13 protein-coding genes are annotated in these 17,340 nt (G+C 74.1%); 6 read left to right on the plus strand and 7 right to left on the minus strand.

Features of this window, described 5'->3' with window-relative positions; all coding sequences use genetic code 11:
• Positions 1-19 precede the first annotated feature (19 nt).
• Positions 20-1,396 carry an NtaA/DmoA family FMN-dependent monooxygenase gene (locus ACLF5H_RS01425; protein WP_421674241.1) on the plus strand — a complete coding sequence of 459 codons (1,377 nt, stop codon included), beginning with the start codon at positions 20-22 and terminating at the stop codon, positions 1,394-1,396.
• Between the two features lie 108 nt (positions 1,397-1,504).
• Here ACLF5H_RS01425 and ACLF5H_RS01430 read toward each other — a convergent pair whose 3' ends face one another.
• Positions 1,505-2,587, minus strand: a complete 1,083-nt coding sequence (locus ACLF5H_RS01430) for a M12 family metallopeptidase (RefSeq protein WP_421674242.1) — start codon at positions 2,585-2,587, stop codon at positions 1,505-1,507.
• A 95-nt stretch (positions 2,588-2,682) separates the two neighbouring features.
• Between ACLF5H_RS01430 and ACLF5H_RS01435 the strand changes: the two genes are divergently transcribed.
• Complete coding sequence (locus ACLF5H_RS01435) at positions 2,683-4,395, plus strand: LuxR C-terminal-related transcriptional regulator (protein WP_421674243.1); 1,713 nt, start codon at positions 2,683-2,685, stop codon at positions 4,393-4,395.
• Between the two features lie 26 nt (positions 4,396-4,421).
• On the opposite strand, the gene ACLF5H_RS01440 is transcribed toward ACLF5H_RS01435, so the two are convergent.
• Complete coding sequence (locus ACLF5H_RS01440; RefSeq protein WP_421674244.1) at positions 4,422-7,034, minus strand: CHAT domain-containing protein; 2,613 nt, start codon at positions 7,032-7,034, stop codon at positions 4,422-4,424.
• 74 nt (positions 7,035-7,108) lie between these two features.
• On the opposite strand from ACLF5H_RS01440, the gene ACLF5H_RS01445 reads away from it, so the two are divergent.
• From ACLF5H_RS01445 to ACLF5H_RS01455, 3 genes are read left to right on the plus strand one after another with little or no spacing between them, the layout of a single operon-like run.
• On the plus strand, positions 7,109-8,533 hold the full coding sequence (locus ACLF5H_RS01445) for a S8 family peptidase (RefSeq protein WP_421674245.1): 1,425 nt from the start codon (positions 7,109-7,111) through the stop codon (positions 8,531-8,533).
• On the plus strand, positions 8,530-9,168 hold the full coding sequence (locus ACLF5H_RS01450) for an RNA polymerase sigma factor (protein ID WP_421674246.1): 639 nt from the start codon (positions 8,530-8,532) through the stop codon (positions 9,166-9,168). The genes ACLF5H_RS01445 and ACLF5H_RS01450 overlap by 4 nt, the downstream gene beginning before the upstream one ends.
• Positions 9,165-9,689, plus strand: coding sequence for a hypothetical protein (locus ACLF5H_RS01455; protein WP_421674247.1), 525 nt, complete (start codon positions 9,165-9,167; stop codon positions 9,687-9,689). Before ACLF5H_RS01450 ends, ACLF5H_RS01455 begins: the two co-directional genes overlap by 4 nt.
• Before the next feature lie 12 nt (positions 9,690-9,701).
• Here the strand turns inward: ACLF5H_RS01455 and ACLF5H_RS01460 are convergent, their stop codons facing one another.
• The 4 genes from ACLF5H_RS01460 to ACLF5H_RS01475 form a co-directional block, all read right to left on the minus strand.
• Positions 9,702-10,928: a cytochrome P450 gene (locus ACLF5H_RS01460; RefSeq protein WP_421674248.1), complete on the minus strand. Its 1,227-nt coding sequence runs from the start codon at positions 10,926-10,928 to the stop codon at positions 9,702-9,704.
• A gap of 108 nt (positions 10,929-11,036) precedes the next feature.
• Positions 11,037-11,816, minus strand: a complete 780-nt coding sequence (locus tag ACLF5H_RS01465) for an N-formylglutamate amidohydrolase (RefSeq protein ID WP_421674249.1) — start codon at positions 11,814-11,816, stop codon at positions 11,037-11,039.
• Between the two features lie 49 nt (positions 11,817-11,865).
• Positions 11,866-13,005, minus strand: coding sequence for a homoserine O-acetyltransferase MetX (gene metX, locus ACLF5H_RS01470; RefSeq protein WP_421674250.1), 1,140 nt, complete (start codon positions 13,003-13,005; stop codon positions 11,866-11,868).
• Positions 13,006-14,316: a bifunctional o-acetylhomoserine/o-acetylserine sulfhydrylase gene (locus ACLF5H_RS01475; RefSeq protein ID WP_421674251.1), complete on the minus strand. Its 1,311-nt coding sequence runs from the start codon at positions 14,314-14,316 to the stop codon at positions 13,006-13,008.
• A gap of 322 nt (positions 14,317-14,638) precedes the next feature.
• Between ACLF5H_RS01475 and ACLF5H_RS01480 the strand changes: the two genes are divergently transcribed.
• Positions 14,639-15,097, plus strand: coding sequence for a hypothetical protein (locus tag ACLF5H_RS01480; protein WP_421674252.1), 459 nt, complete (start codon positions 14,639-14,641; stop codon positions 15,095-15,097).
• On the opposite strand, the gene ACLF5H_RS01485 is transcribed toward ACLF5H_RS01480, so the two are convergent.
• A complete protein-coding gene (locus ACLF5H_RS01485; protein ID WP_421674253.1) occupies positions 15,066-17,309 on the minus strand; it encodes an NADP-dependent isocitrate dehydrogenase in 2,244 nt (747 codons plus the stop codon). The two genes, ACLF5H_RS01480 and ACLF5H_RS01485, sit on opposite strands and share 32 nt — an antisense overlap.
• Between the last annotated feature and the right edge of the window lie 31 nt (positions 17,310-17,340).

Consider the following 17,340-nt stretch of genomic DNA (forward strand, 5'->3'; position numbering starts at 1 on the left):
GCCGGAGGACCGTACGACCATGAGCAAGCCGCTGAAGCAGATCCATCTGGCCGCCCACTTCCCCGGCGTCAACAACACCACCGTGTGGAGCGACCCGGCCGCCGGCAGCCATATCGAGTTCAGCTCCTTCGCGCACTTCGCGCGCACCGCCGAACGCGCCAAGTTCGACTTCCTGTTCCTCGCCGAGGGCCTGCGCCTGCGCGAACAGGGCGGGCAGATATACGACTTGGACGTGGTCGGCCGCCCCGACACCTTCACGGTGCTGGCCGCGCTCGCCGCCGTCACCGACCGGATCGGACTGACCGGCACCATCAACTCCACGTTCAACGAGCCCTATGAGGTGGCCCGCCAGTTCGCCAGCCTCGACCACCTCTCCGGCGGCCGCTCCGCGTGGAACGTGGTCACCTCCTGGGACGCCTTCACCGGCGAGAACTTCCGCCGCGGCGGCTTCCTGCCGCGGGACGAACGCTATTCACGCGCCCAGGAGTTCCTGGCCACCGCGCACGAGCTGTTCGACTCCTGGAGCGGCGACGAGATCCTCGCCGACCAGGACACCGGCGCCTTCCTGCGGCACGCGCGGGCCGGGGCCTTCGCGCACCGGGGGAAGCACTTCGACATCCACGGCCGGTTCAACGTGCCGCGCTCCCCGCAGGGCCGCCCGGTGATCTTCCAGGCGGGCGACTCCGACGAGGGCCGCGAGTTCGCCGCCGCCGGGGCGGACGCCATCTTCAGCAGGTACTCCCACCTGGAGGAGGGCCGCGCCTTCTACGCCGACGTCAAGGGCCGCCTCGCCAAGTACGGCCGCCGCCCCGACCAGTTGCTCATCCTGCCCGCCGCGACCTTCGTGCTCGGCGACACCGACGCCGAGGCCGGTGAACTCGCCCGCGAGGTGCGCCGCCGACAGGTCAGCGGGGCCACCGCGCTCAAGCACCTGGAGTTCGTCTGGAACCGCGACCTGTCGGGGTACGACCCGGAGGGCCCGCTGCCCGAGATCGATCCGCTGGTGAGCGAGGAGCACATCTCCCGGGGCCGCGCCCAGGTGCGGATGTACCGGGACCCGGTCGCCATCGCCCGCGAGTGGCGCGAGCTGGCCGAGGCCAACAAGTGGTCCATCCGCGATCTGGTGATCAACAACGGCAACCGGCAGACCTTCGTGGGCGCCCCCGCCACCGTGGCCCGGACCATCAACGAGTTCGTGCAGGCGGACGCCTCCGACGGGTTCATCCTCGTCCCGCACATCACCCCGGGCGGCCTCGACCCGTTCGCCGACAAGGTGGTCCCGCTCCTCCAGGAACAGGGCGTCTTCCGCGCCGACTACGAGGGCACCACCCTGCGCGAGCACCTGGGCCTGGCGCACCCCGACGCCGCCGCCCCGGCCGAGCGGGCCGCCTCGTAACAGCGGCAGGGCAGCGGCGCGGGCGCGCACGTCACCTCCCCCGTGGGTGACGTACGCGCCCGCTCCCCCCCTGGGTGCCGGACTATGGACCGTGCCGCCCGCGTGTGCTCACCAGCACATCACCGCCGTCTGTCCCGCCCCCCAGACGGAGTAGACGCGGACGCGGACGAAGTAGCGGCGGCCCCGGACGAGCCGTACCCGCAACCGGGCGTTGTCCGGGGTGCCGCCGTCGTCGTGGCCGGCGAGGAAACGCGGCTCCCCGTCCCGCTCCTCGAAGACCACGAGCACGGTGTCGGCGTCGCCGAAGGTCCCCACGGTGTAGTCGCGGGTCCCCGTCGGCTCGACGACGAAGTCCGCCTGCTCGCCCGGACCCAGGCCCAGCGGTGCCGAACAGAACGGCACCAGCGGGTCGGGTCCGGGCGTGGTACCCGGGTACCAGCGCAGGACGAACTCCCGGTCCCGGTCCGAGGGTTGCTCGGCCGGACGCAGTCCCCCGCGGTACTGCTCCGGCTCCAGCACGAGCCCCGGACCGAACGGCAGGGCCATCACCGAGCGCGGGTCCCACACCGCGCCCCTGGACTCCCCGGCGTCCAGCGCCCGCAGGACGTTGGTGTACGCCGTGTCCCGGCTCCAGTGGTTCGGCGGGCCCGCCAACTCCGCGTAGACGGCCTCGTCGTCCCAGTGCAGCCCGGCGCAGGGGTTCTGGTGCTCGTGCACCAGGCCCAGCGCGTGCCCGATCTCGTGCAGGACCGTGCCGCGCTCCCCCTGCGCGGTCACGTCCCAGCCGAGATTCATGGTGCGCTCGCCCCGGCCGACGGCGAGGGCCTCGCGGCCCACCGCCGACCAGGAACCCCCGCCGGCCTGGAACCCGATCCGCAGCTCGGCCTCCCCCCGGTCGCCGACCTCCGTGAAGGCGACCCCGATGCCGAGCGCCTCCCACTGCGCGAAGCACTCGCGGACCACGTCCAGCTGCTCCTTGCCGCCCGCCCACGTCACCCGGCGCAGCTCCCCGGTCCCGGGGACCGGGATGACCGAGGCGTCGTGGTCGGTGTCGAGGAAGCAGTAGTGCAGGACCGTGCCGTTGACCCACATGCGCCGCCCGGCGAGCAGCGCGGCCTGCCGCTCGGCGGTCAGCCCCGGTCCGAAGGACGGGGCCGGCTGCCGTGAGAGCGAGCACAGGCGTCGGGTCATGCGGCCAGCGTGCCCGTCGCGCGGCCACCGGCGCCTGAGTCGGGGGCTACTCAAGTCGCCCTGTATCAAACCTGAGTACGCGTGCTCTGGTTGGTGTGAGGACTTACGAACAGGACGCGAAGACCCTCGAACTGCCCTGGCCGTTCACCGGCCGGGAGGACGAACTGGAGCTGGTGCGGGGGGCGATGACCTCAGGCAGGCCTGGCGTCGTGGTGACCGGTCCGGCCGGGCGCGGCAAGACCCGGTTGATCACGGAGGCGCTCCGGGGCACGGACCACGTCCGGGTGACCGGCACGCCCGAGGCCCGCCATCTGCCTCTCGCGGCGTTCGCGCACCTGCTGCCCGGCACCGGCTCGCTGCCCGGCGCGCTGCGGGCCCTGTCCGGCGTCCGGCTCCTCGTCGTGGACGACGCCCATCTGCTGGACGAGGACTCCGCCGCGCTGGTGCACCAGCTGGCCGCGAACGGGCGCACCCGGCTGATCGTCGCCGCGTGCGACGAGCCGTCGGCGCCCGGCGCGGTGTCCCGGCTGTGGACCGGGGAGCTGCTGCCCCGGCTGGCCCTCGCCCCGCTGCCCGAGGAGGACACCGCGGCCCTCCTCGGCGCGGCCGGGTTCGAGGCGCTCACCGTGCGGCGGCTGCACCGGCTGTGCCGGGGCGATCTGCGGCTGCTGCGCTCCCTGGTGGCCGCGCTGGTGGCCGGGGAGGGCCTGCTCGCCGTGCCCGGCACCGGTGAGCGCGCCTGGCGCGGGCCGCTGCCCGTCACCCCGGCCGTCCGCGACCGGCTCGCACCCCTCCTGGAGCGCGCCGCGCCCGGCGAGCGCGAGATCCTGGAACGGCTCGCCTTCGCCGAACCCGCGCGGCTGCCCCTGCCCGACCTCGACCTCGATGTCCTCGAAGGGCTGGAGACGGCCGGTCTGATCGCCGTGGACGACGCGGGCGGGGTCGCGCTCGCCGACCCGCTGCACGGACCGGCGCTGCGGGCGGTGACCGGACGGCTGCGCGCCCGTCGGCTGAGCCGGGCCGCGGCGGGCCGAGGTGCCGCGCTCGAAGCCGAACAGCGGCTCCTGGTCGAGCGGTTGGCCCAGCTGGACGTACGCCCGGTGGGCACGCCGGTGGGGGACTGGGCGGTGGCCGAGGGGGAGCCGGTACCGGCCGGGTACGCGGCGCTGCGGGCCCGGTTCGCCCGGCTGGGCGGCGCGGTGCGGGACGCCGCCGCATGGGCGCGGGAGGGGCTGCGATGGGCGCCGGGGGACGCCGGGTGCGCGGCGGAACTCGCCCTGGCAAAGGCCGAGTCGGACGAATCGGGGCACGGCCCGGCCGAGGGCGACGCGTACGCGCGCTACGGGGCCGTACGGATCGGGGAGCCCGCTCGCGCGCTGCCCGCGGGCAGTGTGCTCGCCCGGCACGCCGAGGCGCTGGCGCGCCGGGACGGGGACGCGCTGGACCGCGCCGCGATCGCCCTGGCGGAGCGCGGGTTCCTGCTGTTCGCGGCGGAGGCCCACGCCCAGGCCGTACGCGTCCACCGCGACCCCCGGGCCGGGCGCCGCTCCCGCACCCGGGCGCTCGCCCTGGCCCGCCGCTGCCAGGGTGCCCGGACCCCGGCGCTGGCCCAGCTGGTGCTCGGCGAACTCACCGCGCGGCAACGGCAGATCGTGGCGCTGGCGGCGGCGGGCCTGAGCAACCGGGAGATCGCCGAGCGGCTGACGCTGTCCGTGCGGACGGTCGGCAACCATCTGTACAGCGCGTACACCCGGCTGGGCACGGGCGACCGGGGCGCGCTGCCCTGCCTGCTGGACCGGTCGGCCTAGCCGGACTCCCGTCCCACCGGGCCGGCTTACGCCGCTCCGAACGCCGCGAACGCCCACCCCGTCGCCTGATGCACCGTGTCGGACGGCAGGGTGGTCCGGGCGTCCCGCAGCGACTCGGCCAGCGACAGGCCCGCGGTGAGGCCCTTGTGCAGGGCGAGCATCAGGGGGATCACCGCGGCGTCGTTGACCGGGGCGCTGCTCGCGACCACCCCGGCCGTGCCCAGCGGGAGCAACGCCGTGACCAGGCCGAGGAGTTCATCGGCGCCGACCGAGGCGAGCCGGGCGGTGTCGCAGCTGGAGAGGATGATCCGGTAGGGGCTGCGGGCCAGCCGCTCGAAGTCGTGCACGATCAGCGGGCCGTCCGACATCCGCAGCGCCGAGAACAGCGGGCTGTCGGCGCGGAAGGTGCCGTGGGCGGCGAGATGGGCGAGCCCCGCGCCGTCCAACTCGGACAGCACCCGTGGCACTTGGGCGTCGTCGCCCTCCAGGACCGTCGCCGTGCCGTAGCGGTCGGCCAGTTCGGGCACCTCGGCGCCGCCGGTGGCGAGCCCGGGGCCGCGCACCAGGACGGTACGGCCGTCCCGCGGCGGTTCCGTCTCCCGGGCCCGCAGCCAACTGCCCGCCGACGGCGACACACTGAGCACCCGGTCGCGCAGCGCGGGCAGCAGCGCCCACGGCACCCGGTGCAGCGCGCCCGGCGGCACGATCACCACCGGGCCCGCGCCCAGCTGCGGCACCGCCCCGGCGAGCAGCAGTTCCTGGAGCCGGGCGCCCGCCGCCTCCACCAGCGGCAGCCGCGCCTCCGCGCCCGGGTGCGCGAGCCGCCGCAGCCCGGCCTGGACGTACTCCGCCTCGGCCACCGCGTCCGCGAGCGGGCCGCCGACGAACCGCCGTACCCTGCCCTGACCGCACAGCAGCACATGCACCCGCCCCTGTACGACGGCGAGTTCGACCAGCCGTCCGTCGCCGAGCAGGTCCAGCAGCCGGGGCACGTCGAAGCGGGCCCCCTCGTGCGGGGCGGAGCCGCGGATATGGCGGGTGCGGGAGCGGATCTCCCGCTCCAGGCGCCGCTGTTCCCGCTCCAGGGCGGGTACCGGACGGCCCTCCATGCGGGACTCCTCCGCGCGGGCCGCTATCTCCCGGTACGCGGTGAGACCGCTGAGCAGTGCCGCGTCGGCGGGCGGCCGGGTCGGCGGGGTGGACAGCACGGTCGCCCGCCACCGCTCGCTCCACTCCAACAGGCGCCGGGGGCCGCCGTGGGTGAGGCTCACCTCCTGGGCCAGCGCGGCCAGTTCGGCGCCCTGCGCGGTCACATGCGCGCGCAGCTCCGAGGCGCCCAGCGTCATCCGGTGGTCGTCCAGGAGGTCCAGGCCGTGCCGGCACGCCTCCAGGACACCCCGCCGGGACCCGGCCGCGCGCGCCCGCAGCGCCTGCGCCGCCCAGCCGGTCATCCGGGCCGTCGGCGGTCCGCCCCGGCGGCTGCGCGCGGCGACCGCCAGATGCCGTTCCGCGTCCGCCGTCCAGCCCAGCGCCAGCGCGATACGGCCCGCCAGCAGCGACGCCTCGGGCGCCGCGGGCGAACCGAAGGAGGCCAGCCGCTCCGCCACCGCCGACGCGTCCCCGACCAGCCGCCCCGAGCGGCGCCCGGCCGCCACCCGCGCCTCGATCAGCACCAGCCGGGCGTGCGTCTCCCACCACAGCCGCCGCTGCGCCGCGAACAGCCGTACGGCGACGGCCGCGCGGGCGATCGCGGTGTGCGCGTCCCCGGCCGAGCGGGCCGCCCGCGCGGCGGCCAGCAGCAGTTCCGCCTTGCGGGTCGACTGGCCGCCCAGCCGGTCCAGCAGGGCGATCGCCGCGTCCGCCTCGGCCAGCGCCTCCGGGGCGAGCCCCGCGGCCATCAGCACCTCGCAGCGCCGCACCGACAGCATGTAGGTGGGGGTGCCGAGCTTCGCGTACCGCTCCTCGGCCTCGTCGAGCAGCCGCAGCGCGAGGGGGATGTCACCGGAGCGGAACGCGGCCAGGCCCCGGCTCTCCACCGCGTCCGCCTTGTCGTGCTCCTGGCCCGTGGTGTCCCACAGCCGCTCCGCCGCCGTGAAGTCCGCGTCGGCCCGCTCCACCGCGCCGAGCGCCAGATGCACCGTGGCCCGCAGGGTCAGCGCCCGCGCGGTCCAGATGTCGTCGCGCAGCTGCCTGAGCACCGGCAGCGCCCGCCGTACGTCCTCCAGCGCCTCCGGATGATGCCCCAGCACCCACCAGACGTACGCCCGCCGGTACAGCACCCGGGCCCGGGTGTGCCCGGTGCCCCGGGCGACGCCCCGCTCGAAGGAGGCGAGCCCCTGCCGTGTGCGCCCCGCGTGCACCAGTGCGACCCCCAGCGTCGCCAGTACATCCGCCTCCCGGTCGGCGGAGTCGGCGCGCGCGGCCAGGTCCCGGGCCCGGCGCAGATGCGTGAGCGCGATCCGCAGATCGCCGAAGTCCCGCTGCCAGATGCCGAGTACCTGGTGGGCGATGCTGGCGGGCAGCGGATCCGGGGCGGATTCGAGCAGCAGTTCGGCGCGCGCCCGTGCCTCGCCGGGATCGGCGAACACCAGGGGCAGCAGTTGGAGGGCCGGCTCGCTTCCCGCTGTCACGCCTCGCATGGTAGTGGCCTGTATCAGGCGGCGGACCGGCGGCTCTCACTCTCGTACACCGTCTTTCAGGGGGAGGACACGGCATGGCACTCCAGCGGTACCGCGAACAGTTCGATCACATCCAGCGCTCGATGTCCGACGTCCCGTTGGCCATGGGCCCGGACGACGACGCCCACCCGCTGTACGAGAAGGGGGTCGTCCTCGCCCGGTCCGGGGAGGAGGCCCGCGCCGTGGAGGACACGGTGCGCGCCCACTTCACCGAGACCCGGGGGCTGCTGCCCGACCATGTGCGCCGCGACGGCCCGGACGGCGGCCGCACCGGGGTCACCCGCATCCGGGTCGGCGCCCCCGACCTCGGGGACGACGTGGTGCCGCACGCGCTGGGCGCCCTGCGCGCGGCCGAGGAGCGGCACGGGCGCAGGCTGGTCAGCCGCAACCACGTGGTGCACATCGCGGTCAACGCCTGCCCCGGGGACGAACCGGTGCCCATCGCGCGCTCCGCGGCGCCCAACCCGGCCGCCGCCGGGACCGGACACGACCCCGCCACCGCCGTCCGCGTCCTGGTGGTCGACACCGGTCTGGTGCACGACCACCACGCCTACCCGCTGCTCGCCCACACCACCGGCGACACCCAGGCGGCCGAGACCGACGGCGGCGGGTTGCTGCGCCAGTACGTCGGCCACGGCACGTTCATCGCGGGCATCCTCGCCGCCGTCGCGCCCAACACCGACATCACCGTCCGCGGCACCCTGAACGACGCGGGCGCCGTACTGGAGTCGGAGTTCGGCGCCCGGCTCTTCGATGCCGTCGACGGGGCGGGCTGGCCCGATGTGATCAGCCTCTCCGCGGGCAGCCCCGCCCGGGGCCTGCACGGACTGCTCGGCCTGGACGCGTTCATGCGCGAACTGCGTGAGCAGCGCACCCTGTTGGTCGCCGCCGCCGGGAACAACGGCAGCGATGTGCCGTTCTGGCCCGCCGCCTACTCGGCCCTGCCCGAGTACGCGGACAGCGTCGTCTCCGTCGGCGCGCTGCGCTCGGACGGCGAGGGCCCCGCCTGCTTCAGCAACCACGGCCGCTGGGTACGCGTCTTCGCCCCCGGCGAGCGCCTCACCAGCGCCCTCACCGGCTTCGGCACCCCGGTGCCGTACCTCTACCAGCACTCCACCTACGACGACTGCCGGTACGGCTTCGACTACTCCTGCACCTGCCAGTACCCGCGCCACACCGGTGCGTTGAGCGAGGCCCGGGAGAGCACCGGGGGCAAGCCGGACCAGGTGATGTTCGACGGGTTCGCGCAGTGGAGCGGCACCTCCTTCGCCACCCCGGTCGCCGCCGGGCTCGTCGCCGCCCTGATGACCTCCGAGCGCGAGCGCGATCCCCGTACGGCGGGCGCCCGGCTGCTGGCGGACGCGACCCACCGCACCGACGTGCGCGGGGCGAAGGTGCGCGCGCTGCGGCCGCCCACCTGGCGCCCGGTCCCGGTCACGGCCCCGGCGCTGCCCGCATGAGCGCCGGAACCCTCCGCTCCACGGCGTACCATGACGAGCCCTATACGAGGGGTGGAGCCGTGGAGCGAACAGAGGTCGGCGCGCTCGTCCGGTCCGCCGTCGACGGGGACGCCGCGGCCTGGAAGGCGCTGGTGGAGGGCATGAGCCCGCTGGTGTGGTCGGTGGTGCGCGCCCATCGGCTCTCCGACGCGGACGGGCACGAGGTCTACCAGACCGTGTGGTTCCGCTTCGCCCAGCATCTGGGGCGGATCAGGGAGCCCGACAAGACCGGCGCGTGGCTGGCGAGCACCGCCCGCCACGAATGCCTGAAGGTCATCAAGGGCATGACGCGGCTCACCCTCACGGATGATCCGCAGGTCCTGGACCGGGCGAGCGAGGACCGTACGCCGGAGCAGACACTGATCGACTCCGAGGAGGCGGCGGACCGGGCCGAACGGGTCCGTCGCCTGTGGCAGGAGCTGGACGAACTGGGCGAGCGCTGCCGTCAGTTGCTGCGCGTGCTGGTCTCCTCGCCGCCGCCCAGCTATGTGGAGATCTCGGCCGCGCTCGGCATCGCGGTCGGCAGCATCGGCCCCCTGCGCCAGCGCTGTCTGCGCCGGCTGCGGGCCCGGATGGACCAACGGGGTGCGGCATGAACAAGGACAACGGGTTCCCCCGCGACGGAGCGGACGGGGACGGGGACGAGTCGGCGGACGCGCTCACGGCGGACGCGCTGCCGGCGGCCACGGCGGACGCGCTGCTGGAGGAGGAGCTGCGGCAGGCCGCGGCCGTCCTCGACCCCGTGCCCGACTTCCTGCGCCAACTCGCCCTTGAGGCATACGCCTTGCACGACCTCGACGCGCGGATCGCCGAGCTGACCTTCGACTCGCTGGTGGACGCGCTGCCGGTGCGCGGGGTCACGGACGCGCCGCGCATGCTGACGTTCCGCGCGGGCGCGCTCACCGTCGATGTCGAGGTCACCGGCGACGGGCTGATCGGGCAGGTGCTGCCCCCGGGCTCGGCGCGGATCGAGGTGCTCGGCGGTCCGGGCGCCGCCCGCCCGGTCACCGTCGACAGCCTCGGCCGCTTCATGAGCGACGACCCGCCCTCCGGGCCCTTCGCCCTGCGGCTGCGCACCGGCACGGAGGTGATCGTCACGGAGTGGCTGCGGGCCTGAGCGGGCGGCGGCTCACCAGGTCACCGGCAGGGTGCGCGGCCCCCGGATCATCGTCTGCTGCCGCCACCGGACCTCCTCCGGCGGCACGGCGAGCCGCAGCCCCGGCAGCCGGTCCAGGAGCGTGTCCACCAGCAGTTCCAGCTGGAGACGGGCCAGGACCGCGCCGGTGCAGTAGTGGTGGCCGTTGCCGAAGGCGACATGCGGGTTGGGATCCCGGTCCGGGAGGATGCCGTCCGGGTCCGGGAAGACCTCGGGGTCGCGGTTGGCGGCCAGGTAGGAGACGTAGACCGCCTCGCCCGCGGCGATCCGGTGCCCGGCGATCTCCACGTCCTCCAGGGCGATCCGGGCGAGCCCGACGGTGCTGCGGTGCGGGATCCAGCGCAGCAACTCGTCGAACACCGGGCCGCGTTCGTCGGGCCGCGCGCGCATCCGTGCCATCAACTCGGGCCGGGTCAGCATCAGATAGAGCATCTGCCCGCAGTTGTGGGTGACCGCCTCGCCGCCGATCTGGAGCGGACCGGCGAGCCCCGCGGCCTCCTCCTCGCCGATCTCGCCGCGCGCCACGGCGCCCGCGAGCAGCGAGTAGACGTCCTCGCCGGCGCTGCGCGCGCGGGCCCGGACGATCTCGGTGATCCAGCCGTACAGGCCGTTCTTGGCCCGGTCGGCGGCCTCCGCGCCCCCGCGCAGGGAGATGATCTGCCGGGTCCAGTCGTGCACCTGGTCCCGGTCGGTGTCGGGGACGCCCATCACCTCGCTGACGACGTACAACGGGAACGGCTCCAGCACCCGCTCGACGAGGTCGGCGGGCGGGCCCTCGCGGACCATGCCGTCGACCAGCTCGTCCAGGATCCGCTGGGCGCGGGGCCGCAGCCGCTTCATCGCGCCGACCGTGAAGGCACCCGCGAGGGGCTTGCGCAGCCGGTTGTGGTCCGGCTGGTCGGCCCAGGCGAGCGAGCCGGGGCGGGGCGCGAAGTTCGGCGCCAGCCGGGTGACCCGGCCGCGAGCGACCGCCGCGCGGCTGAACCGCGGGTCGTTGGTGATCAGCTTCACATGTTCGTAGCGGGTGGCCAGCCAGGCCCAGCCCTCCCCGAACGGCAGCCGTATTCGGGTCAGCGGCCCCTCACGCACCAGTCCCGCGAGCACCGGATCGAACTCGGTGCCGTCCAGATCGATCGCGGGCCAGTCCCGCACGGGGGGCGGCTCCTGGCCGGTGGGCGCACTGGTCTCCATCGTCGTCATGCCCTCCACGATGGGGCGGGGCGCGGCGGGTGTCGTGCGGGACTGCTCCAGGCGGAGGGTCCCCGGCGCGCCGACCGGCGTGGCCGCGGGGATTCCGGCTGAGCCCGGCTAGAGCGCGTCGACCAGGGCGGCCAGCGCCGCCGCGAGCCGGTCGAGGCCCCCTCCGGCCGGTCCGCCGGGCTCCTCCATGTAGGTGTCCCGCCGGATCTCGATCATCAGCGCCTCGACGCGGGGGTCGGTGCCGTGGTACGCCAGTGGCACATAGGTCCCGGCGAACGGGCTGTCCACCCCCGTCCCCCCGCACCCCGCGAACGCCTCGCGGGCGGCGGCGAGCAGCTTCGGCGGGGTGTGGAAGGGGTCGGTGCCCAGGCACACCGGCGGCCGCGGGCCGTCCCCGTGCAGCTCGTAGGGGAGCGCCCGCGCCGGGTAGGAGTGCACGTCCACGATCACGGCCCGCCCGGTCGCCGCCAGCCGCCCGGCCACGGCCCGCGTCATGGCCCCGGCGTACGGCCGGAAGTACCGTTCGACCAATGGCCGCGGGTCGGTGTCCGCGGGCCGCAGTTCCGCGCGGTGCGTGGTCCGCGTGTACACCGCGCCCATCCCGACGGCCAGCATCTCCTCCCGCTCGTCCGGGAACCGCTCCGGGTCCACCACCAACCGCGACAGCCGGTTCACGAACCGCCACGGCGTCCGCCGGGCCGCCCCCGCCGCCCGCCCGGCAAGCTCCGCGGTGTGCGCGTCCGTGATGTGATCCAGCTCCCGCTCCAGAGCGGCGTCGTCCAGCAGGATCCCGTCCCGGACCTCCCCGGGGATCGTCCGGGCGGAGTGGGGCACGTGCAGGAGGACGGGGGAGCCGGGGGCGCCGGGCACGAGGTGGAAAGAGGTCATGGCTTCTCCTCGAGGCCGACGGTACGGTGCGCCTCACCATGCCACGGGCTCAGCCAAGCAACTCCCGTACGAGTGATCCCACTTGCTCCGTCTCGATCAGGAACCCGTCGTGCCCGTACGGCGATTCCACCACCCGGGTCCGGTCCGCGCCCGGGATCGCGGCGGCCAACTCGTGCTGCTGGGCGAGGGGATAGAGGCGGTCGGAGTCGACCCCGGCGACCAGGGTGGGGGCCGTGACGCGGGCGAGGGCGGAGCGCAGGCCGCCCCGGGAGCGGCCGGCGTCATGGGCGTTCATGGCCTCCGTGAGGACGACGTAGCTCGCCGCGTCGAAGCGCCGTACCAGCTTCTCGGCGTGATGGTCCAGATAGGAGTCCACCTGGTAACGGCCGCCCCGCCAGGGGTGCTCCGCGCCCTGCGGGGCCCGGCCGAAGCGGGTGGCCAGCTCGGGCTCGCTGCGGTAGGTGACATGGGCGAGGCGGCGGGCGAGCCCGAGGCCGGTGTGCGGGCCGCGGGCGGCATCGTGGTAGTCGCCGCCCCGCCAGTCGGGGTCCGTACGGATCGCCCGCAACTGGATCCCCGCCCAGGCGATCTGCTCCGCGCTCGCCGCCCCCGTCGTGGCGAGCAGCAGCAGCGACCCGGTGCGCTCCGGGTACGCCGCCGCCCACTCCACCGCCCGCATCCCGCCCATCGAACCGCCCGCCACCAGGGCCCAGCGGTCGATGCCGAGCGCGTCCGCGAGCCATGCCTCCACCGCGACCTGGTCCCGCTGGGTGAGGAACGGGAAGGCGCCGCCCCAGGCCCGGCGGCCGTCCGGACGTGCCGAGGACGGGCCCGTGCTGCCCTGGCAGCCGCCCAGCACATTGGGGGCCACCACGAACCACCGGTCGGTGTCCAGCGGTCGCCCCGGCCCGACCAGCGGCTCCCACCAGCCGGGCGTGGGGTGCCCGGGACCGGCGGGACCGGCGACATGGCTGTCGCCGGTCAGCGCGTGCAGCACCAGCACCGCGTTGGACGCGTCCGGCGCGAGCCGCCCCCAGGTCTCGAACGCGAGCCGTACGCCGGGCAGTTCACCGCCCGCCTCCAGCGGCAGCGGCCGGTCGGCCGTGAACCACCGCCGGTGGCCCGCCGGGTCCCCCTCCCGCCAGGCACCGGTTGCCGGCACCCGCTCGGTCGCCGTGACCGCGCCCATCTACGCGCCCTTCGCCGCGCGGAAGCCGGCCTCCAGATCCGCCGTGAGATCGGCCAGGCTCTCGATGCCGACCGACAGCCGCACCAGACCCGGCGCCGTACCGGTGGCCGCCGCCTCCTCCTCGGTGAGCTGACTGTGCGTGGTGGACGCCGGGTGGATGATCAGACTGCGTACGTCGCCGATGTTCGCGAGATGGCTGAACAGCTCGACCGCGTCCACGAACCGCTTGCCCGCCTCGATCCCGCCGCGCAGCTCGAAGGAGACGATGGCACCGGCCCCGCGCGGCAGGTACTTCCGCCCGGCCTCGTACCACGGGCTGGACTCCAGGCCCGCGTAGTGGACGCTTTCCACCTCGTCCCGCCGCTCCAGCCACTCGGCGAGCGCCTGCGCGTTGGCGGTGTGCCGCTCAAGGCGCAGGCTCAGCGTCTCCACGCCCTGGAGCAGCAGGAACGCGGAGTGCGGGGCGAGCGCCGGGCCGAGGTCGCGCAGCAGCTGCACCCGCAGCTTCACCGCGAACGCGCCGGGACCGAGCGCCGGCCAGTAGCGCAGCCCGTGGTAGCTCGGGTCCGGCTCGCTGAAGTCCGGGAAGCGGTCCGGGTGGGCGCCGAAGTCGAAGGTGCCGCCGTCCACCACCACACCGGCGACCGCCGTGCCGTGCCCGCCGAGGAACTTGGTCGCCGAGTGCACCACGATGTCCGCGCCGTGCTCGATCGGCCGCAGCAGGTACGGGGTGGGCACGGTGTTGTCCACGATCAGCGGCACCCCGGCCGCGTGCGCCACGTCCGCGACCGCCCGTACGTCCAGCACATTGCCGCGCGGATTGCCGAGCGACTCGGCGAACAGCGCCTTGGTGGTGGGCCGGATCGCCGCCCGCCAGGCCTCGGGGTCGTCCGGGTCGTCCACGAAGGACACCTCGATGCCGAGCCGCGCCAGCGTGTGCCGGAAGAGGTTGTACGTGCCGCCGTACAGCGCCGTGCTGGAGACGATGTGGTCACCGGCGCCCGCCAGGGTCAGGATCGCCAGGGTCTCCGCGGCCTGCCCCGAGGCCAGCGCGACCGCCCCGACCCCGCCCTCCAGCGCGGCGATCCGCTGCTCGAAGACGTCCGTGGTGGGGTTGTGGATCCGGGTGTAGATGTTGCCGGGCTCGGCCAGCGAGAACAGGTCGGCCGCGTGCTGGGTGTCCCGGAACACGAACGAGGTGGTCTGGTAGACGGGGGTGGCCCGTGCGCCGGTCGCGGGGTCGGGGGCGGCGCCCGCGTGGATCTGCTTCGTCTCGAAGGACCAGGCGGCGGTGTCGGGCTGCGTGCTCATGGTGCGTGCTCCTCGTGCGCGGGAGGCGGTGACGTGGCACGAGGCAACCACGCGCGCTGTTCGGCCGACAGGCCTACGCGCGAGGCGACATGAGGACGTCATGGACGACACGCGGCCGCAATGCTCCCGACACGGGGTGCGGTTCGCGTGATCGGCCATGCGTACGGTCGGGGCGAACGTCCATGCGGCGCGCCCGCGGTGATCGTCCCGGCCGGGTACCGGTTGTCACCGTCCCGTCACAGCCGCGGGGACCGGTGAAACCCGTGACCCCGGTCCGCCATCTCCCCCGATGTCAGCAGATCTTCACAGCAGAGGACGCTCCATGAACCACCGCCATGTCTCCGCCGCCCTCGTCGCCGCCTCGGCCGCGGCCCTCCTCGCCACCGCCTGCGGGACCGCCGGTGCCGCCCCGCAGGAGGGGACCGCCAAGGCCGCCGCCGGGGCCACCACCTGGAAGCCGTGCCACCTGCCCGCGGGCCGGCACTTCCTGAAGCTGGCCTCGGCCAAGAACGTCAAGGGCAAGGCCGTCGTGCGCGTCACCCCGCAGACGTGCAAGGTGAACACGAGGAACGACGAGGACGTCGTCTACACCCCGAGCGGCGCGGCCCGTTCGCTCGGCTTCGCGCCGGGCGCCTCCGTCGAGGTGCTGCGCGAGACCACGAGCGTGAAGGTCGCCCCGACGTGGCTGGCGAACCACAAGCTCGCCAACAGCCCGTACTTCTCCTACCACGTCAACGCCAAGGGCCAGATCACCGCCCTCTCGGAGATCTACCACCCGTAGGCGGGAACGGCGACGCGTTCCAGGTGGCCGACGGGCGCATCACCGCGTCCGCCTTCTCCTGGTCGACGCGGTAGTAGCCGCCGAGGTCGGCCGGCTCGCCCTGGACGCCGTTCAGCTCGGTCACGATCTGCTGCTCGTCGGCCGCGAGGGCCTCGGCGAGCGGCGCGAACGCCTTGGCCAGGTCGGCGTCGTCGGTCTGCTTGGCCAGCTCCTGCGCCCAGTACAGGGACAGGTAGAAGTGGCTGCCGCGGTTGTCGATGCCGCCGAGGCGACGGGTCGGGGACTTGTCCTCGTTGAGGAAGGTCGCCGTGGCGCGGTCCAGGGCGTCGGCCAGGACCTTGGCGCGGGTGTTGCCGGTGGCCGTCGCGTACTGCTCCAGGGACGGTACGAGCGCGAAGAACTCGCCGAGCGAGTCCCAGCGCAGGTAGTTCTCCTTGACCAGCTGCTGGACGTGCTTGGGCGCGGAGCCGCCGGCGCCCGTCTCGAACAGGCCGCCGCCCGCCATCAGCGGGACGACCGACAGCATCTTGGCGCTGGTGCCCAGCTCCAGGATCGGGAACAGGTCGGTCAGGTAGTCGCGCAGCACGTTGCCGGTGACCGAGATGGTGTTCTCGCCGCGGCGGATGCGCTCCACCGACAGCTTGGTGGCCTCGATCGGGGACAGGATCCGGATGTCCAGGCCCTCGGTGTCGTGCTCCGGCAGGTACTGCTTGACCTTGGCGATCAGCTGCGCGTCGTGGGCGCGGTTCTCGTCCAGCCAGAACACGGCCGGGTCGCCGGTGGCGCGGGCGCGGGTGACGGCCAGCTTGACCCAGTCGCGGATCGGGGCGTCCTTGGTCTGGCAGGCGCGGAAGATGTCGCCCTCGGCCACGGCCTGCTCCAGGACCACGTCGCCGGCCGCGTCGATCAGGCGGACCGTGCCGGCGGCCGGGATCTCGAAGGTCTTGTCGTGGGAACCGTACTCCTCGGCCTTCTGCGCCATCAGGCCGACGTTCGGCACCGAGCCCATGGTGGACGGGTCGAAGGCGCCGTTGGCGCGGCAGTCCTCGATCACGGCCTGGTAGACGCCGGAGTAGCTGTGGTCCGGCAGCACCGCGAGGGTGTCGTGCTCCTGGCCGTCCGCGCCCCACATGTGGCCGGAGGTGCGGATCATCGCGGGCATGGAGGCGTCCACGATGACGTCCGAGGGGACGTGCAGGTTGGTGATGCCCTTGTCGGAGTCGACCATGGCCAGCGCCGGGCCGTCGGCCAGCTCGGCGTCGAAGGACGCCTTGATCTCGGCACCCTCGGGCAGGTTCTCCAGGCCCTTGTAGATGCCGCCGAGGCCGTCGTTCGGGGAGAGACCGGCCGCCTTGAGCGTCTCGCCGTACTTCGCGAACGTCTTCGGGAAGAAGGTGCGCACCACGTGACCGAAGATGATCGGGTCGGAGACCTTCATCATCGTGGCCTTCAGGTGCACGGAGAACAGCACGCCCTCCTCCTTCGCGCGGGCGACCTGCGCGGCGAGGAACTCGTTGAGGGCCCCGGCGCGCAGCACGGCCGCGTCCACGACCTCACCGGCGACGACCTTGAGCGGCGCGCGCAGCTCGGTGGTGGTGCCGTCGGCGCCGACCAGCTCGAAGCGCAGGGTGGTGTCCTCGGCGATCACCGCGGACTTCTCGGTGCCCGCGAAGTCGTTCTCGCTCATGGTCGCCACATTGGTCTTGGACTCGGCGGTCCAGGCGCCCATGCGGTGCGGGTGGGTCTTGGCGTAGTTCTTCACCGAGGCCGGGGCGCGGCGGTCGGAGTTGCCCTCACGCAGGACCGGGTTGACCGCGGAGCCCTTGATCTTGTCGTAGCGGGCGCGGATGTCACGCTCCTCGTCCGACTTCGGGTCGTCCGGGTAGTCCGGCAGCGCGTAGCCCTTGCCCTGGAGCTCGGCGACGGCGGCCTTGAGCTGCGGGATGGACGCCGAGATGTTCGGCAGCTTGACGATGTTGGCCGAAGGGGTCTTGGCCAGCTCGCCCAGCTCGGTCAGCGCGTCCGCGATGCGCTGGTCCTCGTTCAGGTATTCCGGGAAAACGGCGATGATGCGCCCGGCCAGCGAGATGTCACGGGTCTGCACGGGCACACCGGCCTGCGCGGCATACGCCCGGACCACCGGCAGGAACGAATGCGTCGCCAGGGCCGGGGCCTCGTCTGTGTACGTGTAGATGATGGTCGAGTCAGTCACCGGGTGCTCCGCTCCACGTCTGCAACATTGC

Source organism: Streptomyces sp. LaBMicrA B280 (assembly GCF_049222185.1).
GTDB classification, from domain to species: domain Bacteria; phylum Actinomycetota; class Actinomycetes; order Streptomycetales; family Streptomycetaceae; genus Streptomyces; species Streptomyces murinus.